We start from the raw sequence: 21390 nt of genomic DNA on the forward strand, positions 1-21390 counted from the left end.
CAGTTCACTTTCCGGCCACACGGGTAGGCCAAGGTGTGGGGGTGATGCGGCGCGTGTACGTGGTGGTCCTCGACGGACTGCGACCCGAAGACGTCAGCGAGGCGCTGACCCCCACCCTCCTGACCCTGCTCGGCGAAGGAACCCGATTCTCCGGGACCGCGGTGCCCGACCTCCTGACGTCTGTGCGGGAACTGGGTTTCCGCACGGTCCTGCCAGATCCGGAACACCCGGCCGACGCGTTCACGTCGCACACCCTGCACACCTTGATCGACACGGAGGATCCCGAGCTCGTGCACGTGAAGTTCGGCGACTGCGACCCACCGCTGGGCATCGTCCGCTCGCTGGCCGTGCGCACCTCGGACGCGCAGGTGGGCAAGCTCGTCCGCCACCTCGAAGCGACCGGGCGCTGGGAACGGTCCGCGCTGGTGGTCGTCGCCGGCGGGTGCCCGGCGGTGTCCTGGCAGCGCCACATCGACGCGGATTCGTTGCTGCGCGGCAAGGTCGCGGTCGCGGGCAGGCAGCTGCGCTGGACCGGGCCCGCGTCCGACCGCGCGGTGGCGTTGCGGCACCTGAAGTCCGTGGTGAGCAGGGTTCCCGGACCGGCGGCACCGGTGCCGTTGCTCGTCGCGGGCGGAGGTCTGTCCACTGTGGAGGCCGTCGCACCGGCGGTGGGGAGGCTGTTCGGCCTCCCCGGGCCGCCGGCCGGTCAGGCCATCACCTAGGGCAGGGAGTCCAGGTGAGGGGCGACCGTGTTGGCGAACTGCCAGTTGTTCGACGCGTCCCAGTTGATCGACCACGTCATGGCGCCGCGAATGGACGGCCAGGTCGTGCTCGGCTTGAACGTCCCGCAACTGGTGCCGCGAGCGAGGCAGCTCAAGGCGTTGTTGACGTTGGAGGGCGACTGGTACCCGCCACCGGCACCCGAGGGTGACGCGGGCAGACCAAGGCCGACCTGGTCCGCGCGCAGACCGGACTGCAGCTGGATGCACGCGAGCGCGGTCAGGAAGTTGACCGTGCCCTGGCTGTAGACCTGCTGGTCGCAGCCGAGCATCGAGCCGGAGTTGTAGTACTGCATGTTGACGATCGTCAGGATGTCCTTGATGTTCAACGCCAGCTTGAAGTACTCGGCGCCGGTGTTCTGCATGTCGATCGTCTGCGGCGCCATGGTGATCACGGTGCCGCCGCCGGCGTGGATGCTGCGCAGCGCCTGGCCCATGTAGGTGGAGTTGACGCCGTTCTCCAGGTCGATGTCGACGCCGTTGAAGCCGTAGTTCGTGATCAGCGACTTGATGCTGTTCGCGAAGTTGTTCGCCGAGTTGGAGTCGCTGACGCTGATGGTGCCGTTCTGGCCGCCGACGCTGATGATCACCTTCTGGCCGCGGTTCTGCAGGGTCCTGACGTCGGCCTTGAACTGCGCGTCGGTGTAGCCGCCGAGCTGGCTGCTCAGCCCCGAGTCGAGGTGGAACGCGACCTGCCCCGGCGTGCCCGTCGCGTCGGCGAACGAGACCGCGACGATGTCGTAGGTGGTGGGGACGTCAGCGAGCTTGAGTGCGCGTGCACCGTTGTAGAAGTTCTGCCAGTAGCCCGTCAGGACGTGCTTGGGCAGACCGGTGTTCGGCGGGTTGCCGGTCGTGGTGGTGGTCGTGGTCGTCGTCGTGGTCGTGGTGGACGTCGTCGTAGTGGTCGTCGGCGGCGTGCCGGGGCCGTCGAGGTTGAAGTCGTCCGCGAAGTAGGCGGGCTGGCCGTACCAGCCGTGGACGTAGATCGTGACGCTGGTGGCGCTGCCGGTGGTGAAGTCGACGGTCAGCTGCTGGAAACCGCTCGTGCCCGGCGTCCAGGTCTGCTTCTCCACACCGCCGGTGACACCGAGGTAGACGTAGCTGCCCTGCACCCACGCGCTCAGCTTGTAGGCCGTGTTCGGTTGCACCGTCACGGTTTGCTGGCATTGCGCGTTGCTCTGCCCGACCGGCGCGCCCTGCAGGGCGTAGCTGCCGGTGCGCTTGGTGCCCGTGGTCGCGCTGGTGCCCTCGGTGCAGGTCCAGCCGCTGAGGTTCCCGGCTTCGAAGCCGCTGTTGGCCGCGAGGTTCGCGGCGACGGCGCTGCCGTTGATCACCAACACCAGACCGGCACAGGCGAATAACGCGGACAGCAGCGCTATCGCTGCTCGTCTGGTCTTGGACATGGTCCACCTCCACACATCATGCGGCGGCCATGTTGTGAGTTCGCCTAAAAATGGACTAGACCACTGCCCCAGGTCAAGCATTGCGCTGGTCATCGGATGTATTTATCGTGTGCGTGCCGCCTTTGACGTTGAGGAGTGGCATGCGCTTACTAGCTGTTCTGGCTCTGTTGCTGGGATTTGCGACACCAGTCTCAGCTTCTCCCGGCTGGGTGGCGGCGTGGGGATCCGCGATGCAGACACCGGTGTCATCGGATGTCAGCGGCACCTCTTATACGGTCCGAAACATCGTCCGGCTGACCGTGGGCGGCTCCACCGTCCGAGTGCGACTGTCGAACGTGTTCAGCTCCGGCGACCTGACCGTGGGCAAGGTGTCCGTTGCTCCTCCCGGAACCGGTGCCGCGCTCGGCTCCACCCCGCGCCGGGTGACTTTCCGCGGCCGCGAGTCCGTCGTGGTGCCACGCGGTGGCGAAGTGCTCTCCGACCCGGTGGCGCTGAAGACGGTCGCCGACTCCTCGGTGGCCGTGTCGATCTGGGCTTCCGCCGCACCGGCCACTCCGACCTACCACCGCAGTGCGTTGTCCACCAACTACGTGGCTCCCGGCGACCACGCCCGTGACGTCGCGGGCACGACGTTCACGCAGAAGATCTCGTCCTGGTACTACCTGTCCGAGGTGGCCGTGACGTCCTCGGTGCGCGGTTCCGTGGTGGCGCTGGGCGACTCGATCACCGACGGCTCGGGTTCCACGGGCGGCGCCAACCGGCGGTGGACCGACGTGCTCGCGTCGCGAACCTCTTACGGCGTGGTCAACTCCGGCATCTCCGGCAACCAGCTTCTCCGTGATGGCACGTATGGCGTTTCCGGCATTTCCCGCACACCACGGGACGTGCTCGACCGCGCCGGCGTGCGGACGTTGATCGTGCTGGAGGGCATCAACGACATCAAGGCCAAGCCCGACGCGACGTTCGAGGAGCTGCGCGACGGGTACAAGAAGGTCATCTCTCTCGCGCACTCGAAGCACGTGCGTGTGTTGGGCGCGACCATCACGCCGATGGGCGGCTACGCGAACTACACCGACGCACGCGAGGCCGTGCGTTCCGCGGTGAACAAGTGGATCCGCGAGTCGGGCGCGTTCGACGGCGTCGTGGACTTCGACGCTGCCGTGCGGGATCCGCTGAAGCCGACGTTCCTGCGCGAGGAGTTCGCCAAGACGGACCACCTGCACCTCACCGACGCCGGTTATCAGGCCATGGGCCAGGCGGTGGACCTCTCGCTGCTCTAGCTTGATGCGCGTGTTCACCCTTTCTGACGCCATCGCACTCGCCACGACCGCCCACGACGGCCAGGTCGACAAGTCCGGCCGTCCGTACATCGGCCACCCGCTGCGGGTGATGGCATCCATGGAGGGTGAACACGCGCAGATGGCCGCCGTCTTGCACGACGTCATCGAGGACACCTCGGTGACCGCTTCCGACCTCACGGCTAGTGGATGTCCCGCTGCTGTGGTCGACGCCGTAGTGGCGTTGTCGCATCTCCCGGACGAACCGCAGGACGTCTACTTGCGCCGCGTGGCCGCGAACCCGTTGGCGCTCACCGTGAAACGCGCGGACATCGCCGACAACCTCTCGCCCGCCCGCATGGCCCGTCTGGACGCCGAGACCCAGGCCCGTCTGCAGATCAAGTACGCGAACGCGCTGAGGTTGCTCGCCGAGTTCGTGAGTTAACTAACCTTCTTCATCGGTACAGGTCACTTGAACAGGGTGTATTATCGAAACGTAACCAAGATTGGAAGGACAAGATGACCCGCCACGACCTGTCCGTGAAGTCCCTGCGCTCGAGCTTGGCCACGCGCCGTGCCGCTCGTCTTCAGCGTCAGAGCCTGGAGCGGCAGTTGGCCAGCTACACCACCGAGAGCGACCGGATCGAGCTGGACGCCATCCTCTCCCGCCACACCAGCGAGGAGACGACCGAGCTCCGTTCGATCATCAACCGCCAGGCGATGGACCGCCTCCTGCGTTCCGCCTGACCGGTTCACGTGTGGGCCACCCCGGCAATGGTGCCGAGGGTGGCCTTTTGCGTTTCCGGCAACCGTGAACGGATGCCGGTCGTCGTGTGCGGCGATAGCGTCCGGCCATGCGTCGAATCCTCGCCACCGCGTTGGCCGTGCTCGCGCTCCTGCCGGTGCCCGCGGCGATGGCCGACCGGGTGGTCACGGACTACCAAGATCCACTCCAGGCGATCCCCGCGGTGAGCCGTCCGCCGACGAAGTCGTGTGTTGTCACGGCGATGCGGCACACGTTCGCGAACTCGTACGGCCAGCCGTTCGTGGGCACGCTCGCGCCACCACCGGAATGCGCCGGGCCGTGGACGAAGGTCGTGCTGGACTGGACGGGACGCAGCAAGGGACGTCAGTTCGACCGGCTCGCCGGGTTGTGGATCGGCGGGGCGGAGGTGCTGCGGACGTCGACGCCGGAGCCCGACCCGTCCGGCATCGTGTGGCACTTCGACCGCGACATCACGGCTTTCACGCCGCTGCTGACCAAGGCGCAGCCGTTCGTGGTGGATCTCGGCAACGTCGTCAACGACACCTACACCGGCCCGTTCGACATCGAGGTCACGGTCACCTACTACCAGGCTTCCCCTCGGTATCCGGCGCCTCGCCAGGCCGACGTGGTGCTGCCGCTGTCCGCTGATGCCGCGTTGCCCGGCTGGCAGTTCCTCAAGGACGGCAAGAAGTTCTCGAAGCAGCTCGTCGTTCCGCCGAACACCGCGAAGCTGACGGCCGAGATCTACGCGCGGGGTGGCGGCTGCGAGGAGTTCTGGTGGTCGAACGTGCCGAGCGACCTCGCCGCGAAGTTCCCGGACGCCGGACTTTGTGGCGGCGGAACGTATCGCGAGGTCTCGGTGCTCGTCGACGGACGGCCGGCCGGCGTGGTCGCCCCGTACTCGGTGATCTACACCGGCGGTGTGGCACCGATGCTGTGGCGGCCGATCTCGGCCATCGACGCCATTGACACGCTGCCGTACACGATCGACCTGAGCCCCTTCATCGGAACGCTGACCGACGGGAAGGCGCACACGATCGACCTGGTGCCGCCACGCGGGATCGTGGACGACTGGACGTTGGGCGGAAACCTGTTCGCCACCACGGATCCCGGGGTTCAGCGCGTGACCGGAACGCTGAGCAGCACCGATGTACCAGCTGCTGACGTCAAGACCGTCACGACCGGCACGGACCTGGACGTGACGATCAAGACGCAGGTGCGGCGGGCCTGGCGGACCAGTGGCGCGATCAGGACGTCGCACGGCACGCAGCAGGTCTTCTCACAGGGCGCTTGGACGTTCTCCAACACAACCTCGCTCGCGGAGAAGGCGACCAAGCAGAAGACCGACCAGAAGGTGACCGGCGCGTACTCCTCGAAGGGGAGGCTCGACGGGTTCGACTTCCCGCTCAACGTGGACGTCACGCAGAACATCGTGAACGACAACAACTATCGCATCGACGCTTCCGTCCACATGGGACGTCGCTTGTGGACGGTTGGCGACGGCGCCCGATTTGTTGATGACTCCCTCGACACGCAAGGCGGCTTCGGGCGGACGGACGGCGTGCTCTCCTACGCCGACGGCTCGTCCAGCGAACGCTGGCGCGGCACGGTGGACGGCCGTTTCCACCAGCGCACGCTGAAGACCGAGCACGGGTACGTGGTTCCTCAGTAGAGACGCTTGATGGTCAGGACGTTGTCCTTGCGCGACTCCTGCTGACCATCCGGCCCTGTGAGCGGCCGCTCGACCACCTCATCGGTGATGACGATCCAGTTGTCTCCGAGCTCGAGGTGGTCGAGCACGTCCTTGGTGGTCGGGAAGTAGTGGTCCTGGTGCTCGGACCACGACGGCGCCCCCGCGTGCCCGCCGATGATCAGGTGCCCGCCCGGCGCCACCGCTTGTGCCGCTCGCTTGAGGATGCTGTTGCGTTCCCCGTCCTCCTCGACCGGCGAGTGCAGGAACTGCGCGCTGACCAGGTCGTACAGCCCCTCGGGAAACGTCTCCTTGAGGTCGTGCCGCTCCACCGCGAACTCGACCCCCTCGTCGTACGCGTGCTTCACCGCCCGGTCCAGCGCCACCTGCGACACGTCCACCCCCAGCACTCGCCAGCCCTTTTTCGCGAGCCACACGGCGTCGCCACCCTCGGCGCACCCGATGTCCAGGGCGCTGCCGGGCTTCAGCCGCTCGGCCTCCCGCACCAGCAACGGGTTCGGCTTGCCGGACCACACCTGGTCCCGCTCCGAGTAGAAGGTCTCCCAGAACTCCTGCGCAGTCGTCATGCTCCTGACAGTGCGCTCATTCATGCCAGACTGGCAACAAACGTTGCCGATCCAGCAACACGCGGTCGACAGAGCGGGCATGGTGGGAGCCATGACCAAGGTGACCTGCGACCTGACGATCTCACTCGACGGCTTCTCGGCGGGCCTCAACCAGCGCGAGGACCGCCCGTTCGGAGACGACGGCGGCGACGGCTGGGGCAGCAGGCTGCACGCCTGGATGGAGGACCCCGCCGAAATGCGGCTGCAGATGGACAGGTTGGCCGAGACCAAGGCGTTCATCATGGGCCGCAACATGTTCGGCCCGATCCGCGGCGACTGGGACCGCGAGTGGAACGGCTGGTGGGGCGACAACCCGCCGTACCACGCCCCGGTCTTCGTGCTCACGCATCACGCCCGCGATCCGCAGCCGATGGACGGCGGCACCACGTTCCACTTCGTCACCGACGGCATCGACGCCGCGTTCAAGCTCGCGTGCGAGGCGGCCGGAGACGGCAACATCTCGATCCACGGCGGCGCGACCACCATCAACCAGTACCTCACCAAGGGCGTGATCGACGAACTGCGGCTGCGCATCGTGCCGATCACGCTCGGCGCCGGCACGCGGTTGTTCGACGGTGTGCCGGCACTGAACCTGGAGCAGGTGGAGACGCGGGCGGGCAACGGCTTCACGCACGTCACCTACCGCGTCGGCAAATAGTCGGGCAATTGCGCTCACGACGGGACTCGAACCCGCGAATCGCCGCATCGACAATGCGGTGCCCTAGCCGCTGGGCCACGTGAGCATCAGGAAAAGAAAAAGCCGCCCGAATCGGATTCCCCGACGGACGGCTCCCCGAGCTGGCATCTCACCAGGTCATGACAGGGGAGCCAACATCATCGAGGCGTTGGCGCGGCGACCCGAGATCCCACGTCATGACGCCTCCTTCGCTCGATGTTGCCCGAAGTCTTGCCGAGCGCGACATCTGCGGTCAACACATTAAAAATGCCGGAGCTGAGAGCAGATCGCGGACCAGCTTGCGGCCGACTCCGGACCCGATGAGGTGTCCGAGAGCTTTGGTGCCGTCTCGTCATACGACCGCGATGCTGCGCCTAAGTCACCGGCCAGCGACAAGTTACTTCAGGGTGCCCAGCAACTCGGCGGGCGAGAACTTCACCGGGAACGGCGCCGTCGCCTCGAACACCTCATCCGCCTTGACCACGACCGTCTGCTCGTACAGGCCGTCGGCACCGAACTCGAACACGGTCAGGGTCGGCACGTCCGGATCGATGATCCAGTAACTCGGCACGCCGAGTCGCTCGTAGACCGCCTTCTTCATGTTGAGGTCGATCAGCGCGGTGCTCGGCGACAGGATCTCGACCGCGAGCAGCGGCGCGACCGGCAGCAGCTTGTCCGTGAGATCGCTGTCCCTGCAGACCAGAAGATCTGGCTGCACTTCAAGAGTCATCGACGGCCGTACCGCCAACGGTGCCGGAAACACGTGCAGGTCAGCTGGACATGAGGGGTCCAGCTTGACCAGCAGCTTCGCGACGATCTTCTGGTGCCGCGGCACAGGCGCCGGGCTCACCAGCAGCGTCCCGTCGATGAGTTCGTAGCGGTGGCCGTCATCGGGCATGCCCTCCAGGTCTTCGACCGTAAAGGGACTTCCGTTCACGCCAATCGCCATGACTGTCATGGTCCCCTCCTTTCGGTTGTGCTGCCAACCGTCCCAGAGAGCCCCGACAGTTTTGACCCAAATCTGGACCTCGCCGGTGGCGCCACTCGATCGTGTGTCACCACCGAACACCAGAACTATCTGCTATGCCCGGCCGTGATGTGTGCGGAACATGTCCTGGGGGTCAACGGTGTTCTTGATGGCGGCGAGCCGATCGAAGTCGCCCGGCAGATACCCGGTGGCGAGCTCGGCGGCCGTGATGTCAGGCCCCGACAGGAAGTTCACGCACACGCCGCCGGTCGACCAAGGCTTCATCCCGGTGAACAGCTGGTCGAACGCCGCGTGCAGGGCCGGAACTTGCTCAGGTGATGCGGCAGCTCCGGCGTAGAGGACGTACTGCCCGTCGCGGCGCCCCAACGCGCTGGGCACCGCGCCCGGACGGTTCAGCGCGCCGCCGGTGTGACGCAGCTCGACGAGGTAAGGAGCGTCGGCCGAGGGACCCGCGTGGCGCAGCAGTTCCGCGACGGCGCCGGCGTCCAGCGATTCCAGCATGGTGTTGCGGGCGTGGAACGCCACCGGCGTGGTGGGTTCGGCGTGGATGGTGCCGACCGCGGTGTAGGGCATCTCCGTGACGGTGTCGGTGATCGGCCCGAGCTCGCGGAACGGCTCGACGAGCAGCTTCCCCTCTTCCGCAGACCCGGTGTAGGCGAACCGCAGGTGCAGCACATAGCGGCCGCGAAGGTGGTCGGGCAGGAACGGGAGGTCGGGCATCCGGATCAGCAGCACCGACGAGCTCATCGTCTCGGGGACGGTGCGAGTCCACTCCGCCCACGTGCTCAGGGCGCGTTCGGCGGTGTCGGCCGCGAAGTGCATGCCGCCGCCGTAGATCCGGGTGATCGGGTGCAGGTCGATCTCGATGGCGGTGACGACGCCGAAGAATCCTTTGCCACCACCGCCCAGAACAGGTCCGGGTGCGACGTCGCGGTCACCCAGAGCAGCGAGGCGTCGGCGGTGACGATCTCGATGGCGCGCACGTGGTCGACCGCCCAGCCGAGACCGCGGCCGAGGATCCCGAGCCCGCCGCCGAGGTGGTACGAAACCGCGCCGACCTCGGGTGAGGAGCCGTTCAGCGGCGCCAGCCCGTGTTCGGCGGCGGCACGCACCAGCGCTCCGCCGCGCACTCCGGCCTCGATCCGGGCGGTGCGGGCCGCGGGGTCGATGGTGATGCCGTCGAGCCGCGAGGTGGTGATCAGGACCTGGCCGTCGGCGCTGCGGGACGGGCCGTGCCCGGTGGCCTGGACCGCGACACCCAGGCCGTGCTCCCCGGCGTAGCGGACGGCGGCGATCACGTCGTCGACGGACGCTGCCGGCACGACGACCTCGGGCCGGTGCTCGACGGAGAGGTTGTAGCCGGAGCGCTCGGTGTCGTAGCCGGCATCGGTCTTGGTGAGGTAATCGGTCATGAAGCAATCATGTCGAGGCTGAGCTGGGCAAACAATCTCAGATCAAGCATCGACTGATAACCTGAAGATTATGGAACGGCGGGACATCGAGATCTTCCTGACGCTCGCGGAGGAGCTGCACTTCGGACGCACGGCGCAGCGACTGCTCATTTCACAGGCGCGCGTGAGCCAGACGATCGCGAAGCTGGAACGGCGGTTCGGCGTCGCCCTGTTCGAGCGCACCAGCCGGAGGGTCGCGCTCACCCCAACAGGCGCCGCCCTCTACGCCGACGTCCGCGTGGGCCACGACCGCATCGAACGCGGGATCGCGAACGCCATCGCGGCCGGCAAAGGCATCACCGGCGTGCTCACCGTCGGCCTGGAAGCACCCGCGGTCGCCGAACTCGCCGCCCCAACCTTCGCGCGGTTCCGGCAGAACAACCCCGGCGTCGAGATCGCCTTCCGCGAGACCGGCTTCTCCGACCCGCTCGACCTGCTGCGCTCCGGCGAGGTCGACGTCGCCGTCACCAACGCACCCGTCGACGAACCGGGGTTCGAGGAAGGCCCGGTCCTGCACACCGAACCTGTCGTGCTGGCCGTGGCCAGAGAACACCGGCTGGCCACCCACGAAACGGTGACGCTCGATGATCTGGACGGCGAAGTGGTGTTCCGGGCTGGACGACGTGCAGCGCCCTACCGCCGCGAACCCGAACCGCCTGTCCCCGCAACGCTTCTGGACCTCATGGCGCGGATCGCCGCCAACGAAGGCGTGTGTCCGTTGGCCGCGCACGCCGCCGACTACTTCGCCCGTCCCACCCTCGCGATGGTGCCGTTCGCGGAAAGCGCCCCACCGGTGCGCTGGGTGCTCTGCTGGCGCACCGGCGCCCGCACGGCAAGGGTCGCCGCGCTAGCAGCGACCCTGGAGAACTAGAACAGGGTCGCGGGCTCGACCGGCTCGGGCTCGGGTAACGCGTCGAGGCCGGGCACGAGCGATCGCACGTCGTCGTGGAACCGGCGGGCGAGCGCGGGTGCGTCCACGTTGTCGGGGGTGTGCAGGAACAGCGTCGGCGACCGGCCCTCCCGCAGCCAGCCGGCGACCACCTCGGCCCACGGTCTCCACCCCTCGACCGTTTCCTCGGCCGAGTCGCGGCCCAGGTACCGGACGATCGGCTGGTCGGTCAGCGCCCGCGTCCGCCGCGGCAACCGCGGTTTCCGTTCCCACGCTTCCCGCTCGGCCTCGCTGGTCGGCCGGCTCTGGAAGAAGACCGTGGTGTCGAACGGCACCCACTCGGTGTCCACGCCGGCGAGCGCCCCCTCCAGCAGCGACGTCGCACCGGCGTCGGTGAAGAAAAGAGGGTGACGCACCTCCACGGCACGCCGGAGGCCGACGGGCAGCCTGCGCAGGAAGCGGCGCAGGGCATCGACGTCCGACGGGCCGAACGAGCCGGGCAACTGGGTCCAGAGAACCGCGCGTTCACCGAGGGGTTCGATCGCGTCCAGGAACGCCCGCATCGGCACCTCGACGCCGTTCAACCGACGCTCGTGCGTGACGGCCTTGGGCAGTTTGACCACGAACCGGAAGCCGGGATCGGTCTGCTCCGCCCAGGCCACGACGGTCTTCCTGGCGGGCGTCGCGTAGAACGTGGTGTTGCCCTCGACGGCGTTGCACCAGCTCGCGTAGGCCCGCAGTCGCTCCCCGGCGGGAAGCGACTGCGGCAGGAACCGCCCGAGCCACGCCTTGTGGTTCCACATCGCGCAGCCGACGTGAAGACGCGCCACTGCGCCTACTTCTTGCCCTTCGGCTCATCGGTGGACAGCGCGGCGACGAAGGCCTCCTGCGGCACCTCGACCCGGCCGACCATCTTCATCCGCTTCTTGCCTTCCTTCTGCTTCTCGAGCAGCTTGCGCTTACGGGTGATGTCACCGCCGTAGCACTTGGCCAGCACGTCCTTGCGGATGGCGCGGATCGTCTCGCGGGCGATCACGCGGGCACCGATCGCGGCCTGGATCGGCACCTCGAACTGCTGCCTCGGGATGAGCTCACGCAGACGGGTCGCCATGCGCGTGCCGTACGCGTAGGCGTAGTCCTTGTGCACGATCGCGCTGAACGCGTCGACCGTCTCACCCTGCAGCAGGATGTCGACCTTGACGAGCTCCGCGTCCTGCTCGCCGGACTCTTCGTAGTCCAGTGAGGCGTAACCGCGGGTGCGCGACTTCAGCGAGTCGAAGAAGTCGAAGATGATCTCGCCGAGCGGCATCGTGTAGCGCAGCTCGACGCGGTCCTCTGACAGGTAGTCCATGCCGCCGAGCTGGCCGCGCTTGGACTGGCAGAGCTCCATGATCGCGCCGATGTAGTCGGACGGGGCGATGATGGTGCACTTGGTGATCGGCTCGTAGACCTCGGCGCGCTTGCCCTCCGGCCAGTCGGACGGGTTCGTCACGACGTGCTCCGTGCCGTCCTCCATCACGACGCGGTACACGACGTTCGGGGCCGTCGAGATCAGGTCGAGACCGTACTCGCGCTCCAGGCGGTCGCGGGTGATCTCCAGGTGCAGCAGGCCGAGGAAGCCGCAGCGGAAGCCGAAGCCCAGCGCCGCGGACGTCTCCGGCTCGTAGGTCAGCGCGGCGTCGTTGAGCTGGAGCTTGTCCAGCGCCTCACGCAGCTCCGGGTAGTCCGAGCCGTCGACCGGGTAGAGGCCGGAGTAGACCATCGGACGGGGCTCGCGGTAGCCGGCCAGCGGCTCCGTGGCGCCCTTGCGCTCCGACGTGACCGTGTCGCCGACCTTGGACTGGCGCACGTCCTTCACGCCGGTGATCAGGTAGCCCACCTCGCCGACACCGAGGCCCTGGGACGGCTTCGGCTCCGGCGAGACGATGCCGACCTCGAGGATCTCGTGCGTCGCACCCGTCGACATCATCTTGATGCGCTCGCGCGGCGTGATCTTGCCGTCGACGACCCTGATGTACGTGACGACGCCGCGATAGGTGTCGTAGACCGAGTCGAAGATCATCGCGCGGGCCGGGGAGTCCGACGCGCCGACCGGGGCCGGGACCTTGCGCACGACCTCGTCGAGCAGCGCCTCGACACCGAGACCGGTCTTCGCCGAGACGCGCAGCACTTCCTCCGGCTCGCAGCCGACGATGTGCGAGATCTCCTTGGCGTACTTGTCCGGGTCCGCGGCGGGCAGGTCGATCTTGTTCAGCACCGGGATGATGGTGAGGTCGTTCTCCATCGCCAGGTACAGGTTCGCGAGCGTCTGCGCCTCGATGCCCTGCGCGGCGTCGACCAGCAGCACGGCGCCCTCACAGGCCTCCAGCGCGCGGGACACCTCGTAGGTGAAGTCGACGTGGCCGGGCGTGTCGATCATGTGCAGGACGTGGTCCTGCCCCTCGAGCTGCCACGGCAACCGGACGTTCTGCGCCTTGATGGTGATACCGCGCTCGCGCTCGATGTCCATCCGGTCGAGGTACTGAGCGCGCATCGCCCGCGCTTCGACCACGCCGGTGAGCTGCAGCATGCGGTCGGCCAGCGTGGACTTGCCGTGGTCGATGTGCGCGATGATGCAGAAGTTCCGGATGAGCTCCGGCGGCGTGAAGGTCGTGTCGGCGAACGTGGTCAAGGTGGTCCTCAGCAGGAAATCGGACGGGTGTCCCCTTATGGTCCCATAGCGGCCGGTGTGCCCTGCACCACTAGGGTGCGTCCGTGCTGATGAACGGTGAGGACCCCCGCCCCGCCAAGGGTGCGGTGCGTGAGATTTTCGACGCCGCGGACGCCGCCAAGCTCGAGTACGAGCCCTCGATGGACGGCGACGCGGACCCCGGCGAGGTCGTCTGGGCCTGGGTTCCCTTCGAGGAGGACGCCAACCGCGGCAAGGACCGCCCGCTGCTGGTCGTGGGCCGCGCCAACGGTGAGCTGCTCGCGCTGATGCTCTCGTCGAAGGAGCCGCGCGACGACTACCTGGAGCTGGGCGCGGGCGCCTGGGACCGCGACGGCCGCCCGTCCTACCTGCGCCTGGACCGCGTGTTCGCCCTCGACTCGGACGACGACATCCGGCGGGAGGGTGCCGTGCTGGCACCCGCCGCCTTCGGCCAGGTCGTCGACGCCCTACGCGAACGTCACGGCTGGCGCTGAACGAACGTACGCCACGCGGGTGCGCTGAACATCAGCGTGCCCGCGCCGGCGTTCTTGGAGTCACGAACGAGCACGTCAGACGCGTACGACACCTCGACGCAGTTGCCGTCCTCGGTCGCGCCGCTGTAGCTGCTCTTACGCCAAACGCGGTCCCCGGCCATGGTTTTCCTCTCGCGGTGGGCTGACGTACTCCGCCAGCTTCCTCCGCGATTGTTCCGCATCCAAGGCCACCTCATCCAGGTGATTGAAGAGGAGCCTGGTGCGTGCGATAGCCCCCGGATCCTGCACGAAGACGTTCGCGAGATCGGTCTCGCTGAACGCGACCGGCATCGCTTTCTCGTACTCCCACAGGACACAGCCGGATGACGGAATCACGACGTGTTCAGGCACGATCCGCAGGACGAATGCCTTGACCAACAGCCGCTTGTACTGCGCGGCCATGATCTGGTCGTCACCGACTTGCTGCTGCAGCGCCAGCTCATGGACGTAGAACAAACAAGTCGGCCGATCGTGTCGTCGCATGATCGCCTGGCGGTCCATCCGGAGCTGCACGGCCATCGGAATTCGCTCCTCGGCCACAAACCCGCCGAGTCGATACAAGGAATCCGCGTATTCCGGCGTCTGCACGAGGCCCGGCACAGTCCGCATGTCGTAGCTGGTGATCGTTTTGGCCGTCGACTCGGCCATGGCCAGCGTGCGCAGGTTGTCCGGAACCTGCAGCACGTACTCCTCGAAGGCGTACTTGTACCGCTCGCGGAAGTTCTCGAAGTACTCGATGTCCTTGCCGCAGGCCGTGAGTATCTGCACGAGGTCGATCTCGCTCGCTCGAGCCTTGCCGTGCTCGATGTTGGAGACCTTGCTCGGATCCCAGCCGAGGTTGACGGCGAGCGCACGGCCGCCCATGCCGGTGCAGGTCTCCCGCAACCGCCGCAGCTCGTCGCCGAGATCCCTGCTGTACGCGGTAGAAGTCGTGGTTTTCATCTACCCGACGCTAATCCTTGGACTTAATCCATAGAATGGGCTCGTTCGGGTGAAAACTAAGCGAGTCGCGTGATGTCGACCGTCACTTCCAACGCGGTCGCCGCGCCACCGGAGTAAATGCCCTTCAACGGCGCCACATCAGCATAGTCCCTGCCCAATGCGACCCACACATGCCTGGGCCCGACCGGTATGGCGTTCGTGGGGTCGTACCCCCACCACCCACCGGTCCACGCCTCAATCCACGCGTGCGACTCGCCGCGCACGGTCTCTCGCAGCGCACCATCTTTCTTCGTGTGCAGATATCCGGACACATAGCGCGAAGGAATGCCCATACCGCGCAACAACACCAACGTCAGATGCGCGAAGTCCTGACACACGCCCTTGCGTTCCTGCCACGCATCAACGGCCGAGCTGTGCACACCGGTAGACCCCGGCTGGTACTTGAGCTGCTCCCACACCCACTGCGACGCGGCCAGCACCGCACCCGACGGCGACTGTCCCTTCTTCAAGTCCCGTGCCACCGCCAGCAACTCGCGGTTGCGCGGCGTGTACAGCGTGGGCTCCAGGAACTCCGTGTAGCGGTCCACGAGGTTGTCCGCGCGCACGTCGCCCCACGTGCCAGTGGTGACAGGTTCGATCTCCGCGCTCGTCTCGACCACCGACGACGCGACAACTTTCAGTTCCTTGTGCGGCGCGTGAAGGTCGAACGACGTGACCTCCGTACCCCAGTAGTCCGTGTACCGATAAGCACGCGTAGCCGGTGTGGTCTCAACGCGCGAGACAACGACGTTCTGCCGCCTGTCGCCACGCGGAGTCAGCCGCGCTTCGTTGTACGACTGCACAACCGGTGCCTCGTACCGATATCCCGTCGTGTGCACGACACGCACTCGCCAGCTCATGGTCAGCCCACCTCGGTGTTCGTCCAGGCGACCCACGGCGCCACGTGGAAGTACTGCTGCGACACGGCCTCACCGACGTCACGAACCGTTTTCTGCAGTGCCGCAAGACGTTTCGGCAGGTCGTCCAGCAAGTCGTGCGGCCGCAGGAACTCCAGCTCACTGCGCGCCTTGCCCAACAACCGCAGCGCCTCCGCCCGCGCCCCGACCCGCACCGACGGCTGGTTCTCCAACTGCTCCAGACACGCCTCCGCCTGCCTCAGCGCATGGAACACTGACCGCGGGAACAGCCTGTCCAGCAACAAGAACTGCACCACTCTCGACGCATCCAACGCCCCGCGATACGTCCGCAGATACGTGTCGTGCGCACCGGCCGACCGCAACACCGTGACCCACCCAGGCGACGACGCCCGGTCCCCCACACGCGCCAGCAGCAGCCGCACGATCATGTCCACCCGCTCGACCGACCGCCCGAGCACCAGGAACCGCCACCCGTCGTCCCGCGACATCGTGGAGTCCGCCAAGCCTGCGAACATCGCCGCCCGCTCCTCCACGAAGCTGAAGAACGCGTGCGGCCCCATCGTCCGCGCGTAGGTCTGCCGTTCCGCGACGGCGTTCCACATCGCGTTGAGGCACTCCCACATTTCGGTCGACACGACCTCGCGCGCACCGCGCGTGTTCTCCCGCGCGCTGTTCACCGACGCCACGATCGAACTCGGGTTGTCCTTGTTGTACGCCACCAGTTCCGTCAGCGACCACACGTCGAACTGGTCGGCACCCTTCGGTGGTGTGATCCCCAGGACGGTGAGGAGTTGGCGCGACGTGGCGTCCGGATCGACCGTCGCGTCCTCAAGCAGTTGGTGGACCGAGACGTCCAGGATGCGCGCCGTGTCGTCCGCCCGTTCGACGTAGCGGCCGATCCAGTACAGCGACTCCGCGTTGCGTGCCAGCATTTCGCGCGCCTCCCTACTGCTGCTGTTGTTGCTGTTGCTGGGAAGTGGTGAGCTCAGGCCCCTGCTCGGCCGCCGCAGCCTCCATTGTGGACGTTCCAGCCAGCCCGGGTTCCGCCAGCTCACGCTCTTGGGTGCTCGACTTGGGCGCCAGCACCCACGTGTCCTTCGACCCGCCCCCTTGCGACGAGTTCACGATCAAACTGCCCTCCGGCAACGCCACCCGCGTAAGCCCACCCGGCAGCACGAAGATGAAGTTCCCGTCGTTCACCGCGAACGGCCTCAGGTCGACGTGCCGCGGCGCCAGCTTGTCCCCGACCTTCGTCGGCACCGTCGACAGCTGCACCACGGGTTGCGCGATCCACCCGCGCGGGTTGTTCCGGATCCGCTTGCGCAGCGAGTTCAGCTCCCTCGGCGACGCCTCCGGCCCGAACACGATCCCGTACCCGCCCGACCCCTCGACGGGCTTCACCACGAGCTCGTCGAGCTTGTCGAACACGTGCGCCCGCTCGTCCTGCAACCAGCACCGGAACGTGTCCACGTTGGGCAACAACGTCTTCTCACCCAGGTAGTACTGCACGATCTCCGGCAGGTACGTGTAGACGAGCTTGTCGTCCGCCACCCCGTTCCCGACCGCGTTGGCCACGACAACGTTGCCCGCCCTGGCCGCGTTCAACAGCCCCGCGATGCCCAGCACCGAGTCCGGCCGGAAATGCACCGGGTCCAAGAAGTCGTCATCGATCCTCCGATAGATGACGTCGACCTGCCGCTCGCCCTCGGTAGTCCTCAGGTACACGAAGTTGTCGCGGCAGAACAGGTCCCGCCCCTCGACCAACTCCACACCCATCTGCCTCGCCAGCAACGAGTGCTCGAAGTAGGCGGAGTTAGCAAGCCCCGGCGTGAGCACCACGACGTTCGGATCGGCCGCGTTGGGCGCCGCCGCATTCCTGAGCGCCCGCAGCAGATGCACCGCGTAGTCGCCCACGGCCCGCACCCGATGCCGCGCGAACAGGTCCGGGAACACCCGCGCCATCGTCCGGCGGTTCTCCATCACGTAACTCACGCCGGACGGGCACCGCAGATTGTCCTCAAGCACCCGGAACACACCCTGCTCGTCCCGCACCAGGTCCACGCCCGCAACGTGGATGCGCACCCCGTTCGGCGGGTTGATGAGCGCCGCCTCCCGGTGGAAGTGCTCGCAGCTCGTGATGAGACGCCGCGGCAACACTCCATCCCGGACGATCTGCGCATCCCCGTAGATGTCCGCGAGGAACATCTCCAACGCCCGCACCCGCTGAACGATGCCCTTCTCGAGCTTCGACCACTCGCTCGCCGTGATGATCCGCGGAATCAGATCGAGCGGAAACGGCCGCTCCTGCCCACTGAGACTGAACGTGATCCCCTGGTCGACAAACGCCCTGCCAAGCGCCTCACTTCGCGCGTTCAGGTCGTTGACGTGCGACGGAGCCACCGACTCGTACAGCGCGCGGTAAGCACTCCGCACCCCGTTGTCCGTGGAGAACATCTCGTCGTAGGCGTCAGCATGCGGCCGTTGCGGGCTGAGATAGCCGTTGAACAGCTCACCGAGCCTCGGCGTGGTGACCGTGCGGCTGCGGCGCAGTCCTGAGGTGCGGGCTCGGCGTTCCATGGTCCACATCTTCACCCTGTTCAGGCGGTTTTCGCACTAGTCCGACCGGACAGAAACCTCCCGGAAACGAAACTCGGTACTTTCCCGACCTTGAACACGTGACCTCAGCCGAGCTGCCGCACGCGGAACCCGAGCGCACGATCGAGCTCCGCGCGCCCATCACCGGCCTCGCGCCGACCGGCGAGTTCCCGGGCCTGTGGCTTCGGGTGTACTTCGACGGTGGAGGCGCCGTTCTCGTCAACCCGGACACGGGTGAGGTCAGGTTCGACAACCAGCAATACCAAGAAGGGTTGTTCGGCCCCCACCGGTCGGTGCCGCTCGGGAACCGGATGAACGCCCTGATCGACGGCAAGGACATCGTCATCCTGCGCGAGTCCCGCGAGATCCGCCGGCTGGTCGGGCATGACACACACGTCACTGCCCTCGAATCGTTCACCAGGGCCGGTGAACAACTGCTGGTTTCAGGAAGCGAAGGCGGAACGGTCCGAGTCTGGAGCCTGCGCACTGGCAAGCTGCTCTGGCGGAGCCAACCGTGCCGGGTCTCCGTGATGATGATCTACCCAGGACCGGACAACCGTTTCCGCTTCGCATCGGGTGGCCCGACGGGCAAGCTGCGCATCTGGAACCCCTCACTGGCGCTCGGACCTCGCATCGGGCCTGTGGCGACCCGCGGGTTCGACGACCGCGTCGCCCAGGAGGACCTGCTCGGCCGCGGCACACTCGTGGGCGCGCTCAGGGACGTGCTCCGGCCGGACGATGACGACGGGCCAACCGTGATCACGGTGGAAGGCGCATGGGGTTCGGGCAAGAGCACGCTGCTGGAGTTGGTCAAGAACCATCTCGCCACCCCGCCCACCAAGATCCAGCGAAGGCGCAGGTTCACCGTGTCCCAGGCGGACTGGATGCTGAACCGGCCACCGGCAGGGATGCCACCACCGAAGCAGAAGCCGATGAAGATCAAGCCGATGGTCAAGCCACTGGTGGTGTCGTTCAACCCGTGGCGGCATCAGTCGAGCGAACAGGTGTGGGCCGGACTCGCGAAGGCCGTGACCGAGGCCGCCGTAGCGACGATCATGCCCCACCAGAACAACCGCGAGCGCTACTGGTTCGCCCGCAACGCCGGTCGCGTCGACAGGCGTCATCTCCAGCGGCAGCTGTGGAAACGGATCTTCTCACCGTTGTTGACGTTCGCAGGTTTGGGCTTCGGACTATCACTGCTCGGCGCCCTTGCGAAGCTCAACCTGACGTGGGCGTTCTGGCCGAGCGTCGGTATCGCCGGCCTCGGTGTGCTGCACACCGCGAAGCGGTACTTCTGGGACCGGGCATCGGCGTTCCTGCCGGGTGAGCTGTTCTCCGGACCGGTCACCAGCAACGCTTTCTCCGGCAGCGCAACGGATCCGTTGATCCGAGATCCCTACTACAACGCGCGGTCCGGCTACCTCTACCTGGTGCAGCACGACATCAGGGAGTTGCTGAAGGACCTCGAGGCGCACAGGTACCGGCTCATCCTGCTGATCGACGACCTCGACCGGTGCACGCCGCGCACCACGGCCCAGGTGTTCGAGGCGATCAACGTGTTCCTGTCTGACGACTTCCCGGCCACACGGTTCGTGCTGGGCCTCGACACCACGGTCGTCGCGGCGCACGTCGACAACGCCTACAAGGAGCTCGCCGACGCGAAGATCGTGACGCACCCGGACGACCCGAGTCCGGGATGGACGTTCCTGCGCAAGCTGGTGCAACTTCCTGTGCGGCTGCCCCGCACGACCGAGGACAACGTCGACCAGATCCTGCTCGCCCAGCTCGGGCCGGTGCACCGCGACGATGCCGAACCAGTGCCACCAAGTCCCGATCTCCCCACCTTCGAACCCGGCGAACTCGACGGGTTGCTGGATCCGGACGATGTCGAGAGGGTCGTCATCGTCATCGAGCAGCATCCCGAGGTCCGCGAACATCTCCGGCGGCGGCTCAAGGCACAACCGGAGCAGTCTGTGCGCGAGGAGAAGCGGTTGCTGAACGTCTGGCAGTTCTACCTGCGCGTGCTCATCTCGATGAACGTCGCGCAGGCCTGCCACCTGGTCGCCGTCGCCGAGATCGCCGTCAGGTGGCCTGCCTACCTGCACCGGTTGCGCGGTGGATGGCAGGACCTGGCTGACGCGGTCGGCGACGACGTCCAGTGGGGTGCGGTGATCGCGCGGCTCGGGTTCGCCTACTCGGATCGGAAGGCCGCGGCGAACCTGCGGGAACTGCTGCGCGACTGCGATGCGCAAGCGGTTGCGGGGCTGGCGAACAGGCTGTTCTAGAGGCGGACCTTCAGGACCGAGCCCGAGGCCTCGGTGAGGAACATCGTGCGGGTGCCTGGGAGGAAGCGGGCCGCAGTCGGGTTCTTCAGGCCGGAGAGCAGGGTGCAGTGGGCGCCGGTCCACGGGTCGACCTTGATCAGCTCGCCGCTGGTGTAGGTGGTGACGTAGAGCTTGCCGTCGGGGCCTACGGCCAGGTCGTCGAGGCCCTTGTCCGGGGCGCCGAGTTCGAGGCGGGTCTGGCGGTTGCCGGTGATGCGGACGATGGCGGACTGCGGGTCGATCAGGATGTTCGTGAAGACGGTGGTGCCGATGGTGACGATGCCGTTCGGGTAGGCCAGGTCGATGTGGCGGACCAGGGCGCCTCGGCGGTCGAACTCGTACAGGCCCGTGAACGGGTCGGAGACGTAGAGGTGGCCGCGGGCGTCGAACTCGGCGCCGTTCGCGGAGCTCAGAGTGTCGCCGCCGATGAAGACCTCGGGCTTCGGGGTTAGGCGGACCACGCCGGAGGGCTGGGGGCGGGTTTCCGGGTTGTCGTTGCCGAAGTTGACGTAGAGGAGGCCGTCCGGGCCCTTGCGGATGGCGCCGGGTGCGCGCAGTGGGATGGACTGCAGGAGGGTGCCGTCCAGGCGGTACTGCTCGACGGCGTTGCCGGTGAGGTTGGAGAGCCAGATGGTGTGGCCGTCGAACTCCAGGTTCTCGTACCAGGTGTCGGCGGTGTGGAACGTGGAGACGGCCGGCGTCTGGCAGCGGATCGGTGCGGCCTGAGCTGGGACCGCGGTGACGGACAGGACTAGGCACAGCAGCGCGAGGATCCTCATGTGCTCGACGCTAGGGGTGGGGCCGAGCGGGGCGCGACGTCTTTTCCGCCTACCGGTCCGGAACGT

General features: G+C 66.9%; 22 protein-coding genes and 1 tRNA gene. 9 read left to right on the forward strand and 14 right to left on the reverse strand.

Translation table 11 applies throughout. The features are described 5' to 3' along the window. The first annotated feature begins 44 nt into the window (after positions 1 to 44). Positions 45 to 722: a hypothetical protein gene (locus tag UK23_RS09405; RefSeq protein WP_156212982.1), complete on the forward strand. Its 678-nt coding sequence runs from the start codon at positions 45 to 47 to the stop codon at positions 720 to 722. Here UK23_RS09405 and UK23_RS09410 read toward each other — a convergent pair. Next, positions 719 to 2182, reverse strand: a complete 1464-nt coding sequence (locus UK23_RS09410) for a chitinase (protein WP_045311010.1) — start codon at positions 2180 to 2182, stop codon at positions 719 to 721. The two genes, UK23_RS09405 and UK23_RS09410, sit on opposite strands and share 4 nt — an antisense overlap. Before the next feature lie 230 nt (positions 2183 to 2412). Between UK23_RS09410 and UK23_RS09415 the strand changes: the two genes are divergently transcribed. The 4 genes from UK23_RS09415 (at position 2413) to UK23_RS09430 (ending at position 5897) form a co-directional block, all read left to right on the forward strand. Beyond that, the gene (locus UK23_RS09415; protein WP_052684504.1) at positions 2413 to 3462 is read left to right on the forward strand and encodes an SGNH/GDSL hydrolase family protein; all 1050 of its coding nucleotides are present in this window, start codon (positions 2413 to 2415) and stop codon (positions 3460 to 3462) included. A 10-nt stretch (positions 3463 to 3472) separates the two neighbouring features. Further along, the gene (locus UK23_RS09420) at positions 3473 to 3904 is read left to right on the forward strand and encodes an HD domain-containing protein (protein WP_196777672.1); all 432 of its coding nucleotides are present in this window, start codon (positions 3473 to 3475) and stop codon (positions 3902 to 3904) included. Positions 3905 to 3978: 74 nt separating this feature from the next. Next, positions 3979 to 4206 carry a hypothetical protein gene (locus UK23_RS09425; protein ID WP_045311012.1) on the forward strand — a complete coding sequence of 76 codons (228 nt, stop codon included), beginning with the start codon at positions 3979 to 3981 and terminating at the stop codon, positions 4204 to 4206. 107 nt (positions 4207 to 4313) lie between these two features. Further along, the gene (locus UK23_RS09430) at positions 4314 to 5897 is read left to right on the forward strand and encodes a peptide-N4-asparagine amidase (protein ID WP_045311013.1); all 1584 of its coding nucleotides are present in this window, start codon (positions 4314 to 4316) and stop codon (positions 5895 to 5897) included. Here UK23_RS09430 and UK23_RS09435 read toward each other — a convergent pair. Beyond that, complete coding sequence (locus UK23_RS09435) at positions 5891 to 6502, reverse strand: class I SAM-dependent methyltransferase (protein WP_045311014.1); 612 nt, start codon at positions 6500 to 6502, stop codon at positions 5891 to 5893. The genes UK23_RS09430 and UK23_RS09435 overlap by 7 nt on opposite strands. A gap of 91 nt (positions 6503 to 6593) precedes the next feature. Here UK23_RS09435 and UK23_RS09440 point away from each other — a divergent pair, with 91 nt between their 5' ends. Next, positions 6594 to 7199 carry a dihydrofolate reductase family protein gene (locus UK23_RS09440; protein ID WP_196777673.1) on the forward strand — a complete coding sequence of 202 codons (606 nt, stop codon included), beginning with the start codon at positions 6594 to 6596 and terminating at the stop codon, positions 7197 to 7199. An 11-nt stretch (positions 7200 to 7210) separates the two neighbouring features. Here the strand turns inward: UK23_RS09440 and UK23_RS09445 are convergent. The 4 genes from UK23_RS09445 to UK23_RS50070 form a co-directional block, all read right to left on the reverse strand. Beyond that, a tRNA-Asp gene (locus UK23_RS09445) sits at positions 7211 to 7284 on the reverse strand. Between the two features lie 330 nt (positions 7285 to 7614). Further along, positions 7615 to 8175 (reverse strand): Uma2 family endonuclease, encoded by a 561-nt coding sequence (locus UK23_RS09450; protein ID WP_045311016.1) that lies wholly within the window; start codon positions 8173 to 8175, stop codon positions 7615 to 7617. Positions 8176 to 8298: 123 nt separating this feature from the next. Then, on the reverse strand, positions 8299 to 9027 hold the full coding sequence (locus tag UK23_RS50065; protein ID WP_052684505.1) for a BBE domain-containing protein: 729 nt from the start codon (positions 9025 to 9027) through the stop codon (positions 8299 to 8301). Further along, complete coding sequence (locus UK23_RS50070; RefSeq protein ID WP_052684506.1) at positions 8991 to 9617, reverse strand: FAD-binding oxidoreductase; 627 nt, start codon at positions 9615 to 9617, stop codon at positions 8991 to 8993. The genes UK23_RS50065 and UK23_RS50070 overlap by 37 nt, the downstream gene beginning before the upstream one ends. 70 nt (positions 9618 to 9687) lie before the next feature. Here UK23_RS50070 and UK23_RS09460 point away from each other — a divergent pair, with 70 nt between their 5' ends. Continuing rightward, entirely contained in the window at positions 9688 to 10527 is an 840-nt protein-coding gene (locus tag UK23_RS09460; RefSeq protein WP_045311017.1) for a LysR family transcriptional regulator, read from the forward strand. Here the strand turns inward: UK23_RS09460 and UK23_RS09465 are convergent. Further along, a complete protein-coding gene (locus UK23_RS09465) occupies positions 10524 to 11348 on the reverse strand; it encodes a DUF72 domain-containing protein (protein WP_045311045.1) in 825 nt (274 codons plus the stop codon). The two genes, UK23_RS09460 and UK23_RS09465, sit on opposite strands and share 4 nt — an antisense overlap. A gap of 32 nt (positions 11349 to 11380) precedes the next feature. Beyond that, positions 11381 to 13216, reverse strand: a complete 1836-nt coding sequence (lepA, locus tag UK23_RS09470) for a translation elongation factor 4 (RefSeq protein WP_045311018.1) — start codon at positions 13214 to 13216, stop codon at positions 11381 to 11383. 89 nt (positions 13217 to 13305) lie between these two features. Between lepA and UK23_RS09475 the strand changes: the two genes are divergently transcribed. Continuing rightward, entirely contained in the window at positions 13306 to 13728 is a 423-nt protein-coding gene (locus UK23_RS09475; RefSeq protein WP_045311046.1) for a type II toxin-antitoxin system PemK/MazF family toxin, read from the forward strand. Here UK23_RS09475 and UK23_RS50075 read toward each other — a convergent pair. The 5 genes from UK23_RS50075 to UK23_RS09495 are packed head-to-tail and all read right to left on the reverse strand — an operon-like array spanning position 13713 to position 18203. Further along, positions 13713 to 13889: a DUF397 domain-containing protein gene (locus tag UK23_RS50075; RefSeq protein WP_082114529.1), complete on the reverse strand. Its 177-nt coding sequence runs from the start codon at positions 13887 to 13889 to the stop codon at positions 13713 to 13715. The two genes, UK23_RS09475 and UK23_RS50075, sit on opposite strands and share 16 nt — an antisense overlap. Continuing rightward, positions 13864 to 14709, reverse strand: coding sequence for a helix-turn-helix domain-containing protein (locus UK23_RS09480; RefSeq protein ID WP_045311019.1), 846 nt, complete (start codon positions 14707 to 14709; stop codon positions 13864 to 13866). Before UK23_RS09480 ends, UK23_RS50075 begins: the two co-directional genes overlap by 26 nt. Before the next feature lie 56 nt (positions 14710 to 14765). Continuing rightward, positions 14766 to 15608: a transglutaminase family protein gene (locus UK23_RS09485; protein ID WP_045311020.1), complete on the reverse strand. Its 843-nt coding sequence runs from the start codon at positions 15606 to 15608 to the stop codon at positions 14766 to 14768. A gap of 2 nt (positions 15609 to 15610) precedes the next feature. Next, the gene (locus tag UK23_RS09490) at positions 15611 to 16558 is read right to left on the reverse strand and encodes an alpha-E domain-containing protein (RefSeq protein WP_045311021.1); all 948 of its coding nucleotides are present in this window, start codon (positions 16556 to 16558) and stop codon (positions 15611 to 15613) included. Between the two features lie 13 nt (positions 16559 to 16571). Further along, the gene (locus UK23_RS09495; protein WP_231114437.1) at positions 16572 to 18203 is read right to left on the reverse strand and encodes a circularly permuted type 2 ATP-grasp protein; all 1632 of its coding nucleotides are present in this window, start codon (positions 18201 to 18203) and stop codon (positions 16572 to 16574) included. A gap of 98 nt (positions 18204 to 18301) precedes the next feature. On the opposite strand from UK23_RS09495, the gene UK23_RS09500 reads away from it, so the two are divergent. Then, a complete protein-coding gene (locus UK23_RS09500) occupies positions 18302 to 20506 on the forward strand; it encodes a P-loop NTPase fold protein (protein ID WP_045311022.1) in 2205 nt (734 codons plus the stop codon). Here UK23_RS09500 and UK23_RS09505 read toward each other — a convergent pair. After that, positions 20503 to 21324: an SMP-30/gluconolactonase/LRE family protein gene (locus UK23_RS09505; protein WP_045311023.1), complete on the reverse strand. Its 822-nt coding sequence runs from the start codon at positions 21322 to 21324 to the stop codon at positions 20503 to 20505. The two genes, UK23_RS09500 and UK23_RS09505, sit on opposite strands and share 4 nt — an antisense overlap. Positions 21325 to 21390 lie beyond the last annotated feature (66 nt).

The sequence above is a fragment of the Lentzea aerocolonigenes genome, from assembly GCF_000955955.1.
GTDB classification, from domain to species: Bacteria; Actinomycetota; Actinomycetes; order Mycobacteriales; family Pseudonocardiaceae; genus Lentzea; species Lentzea aerocolonigenes_A.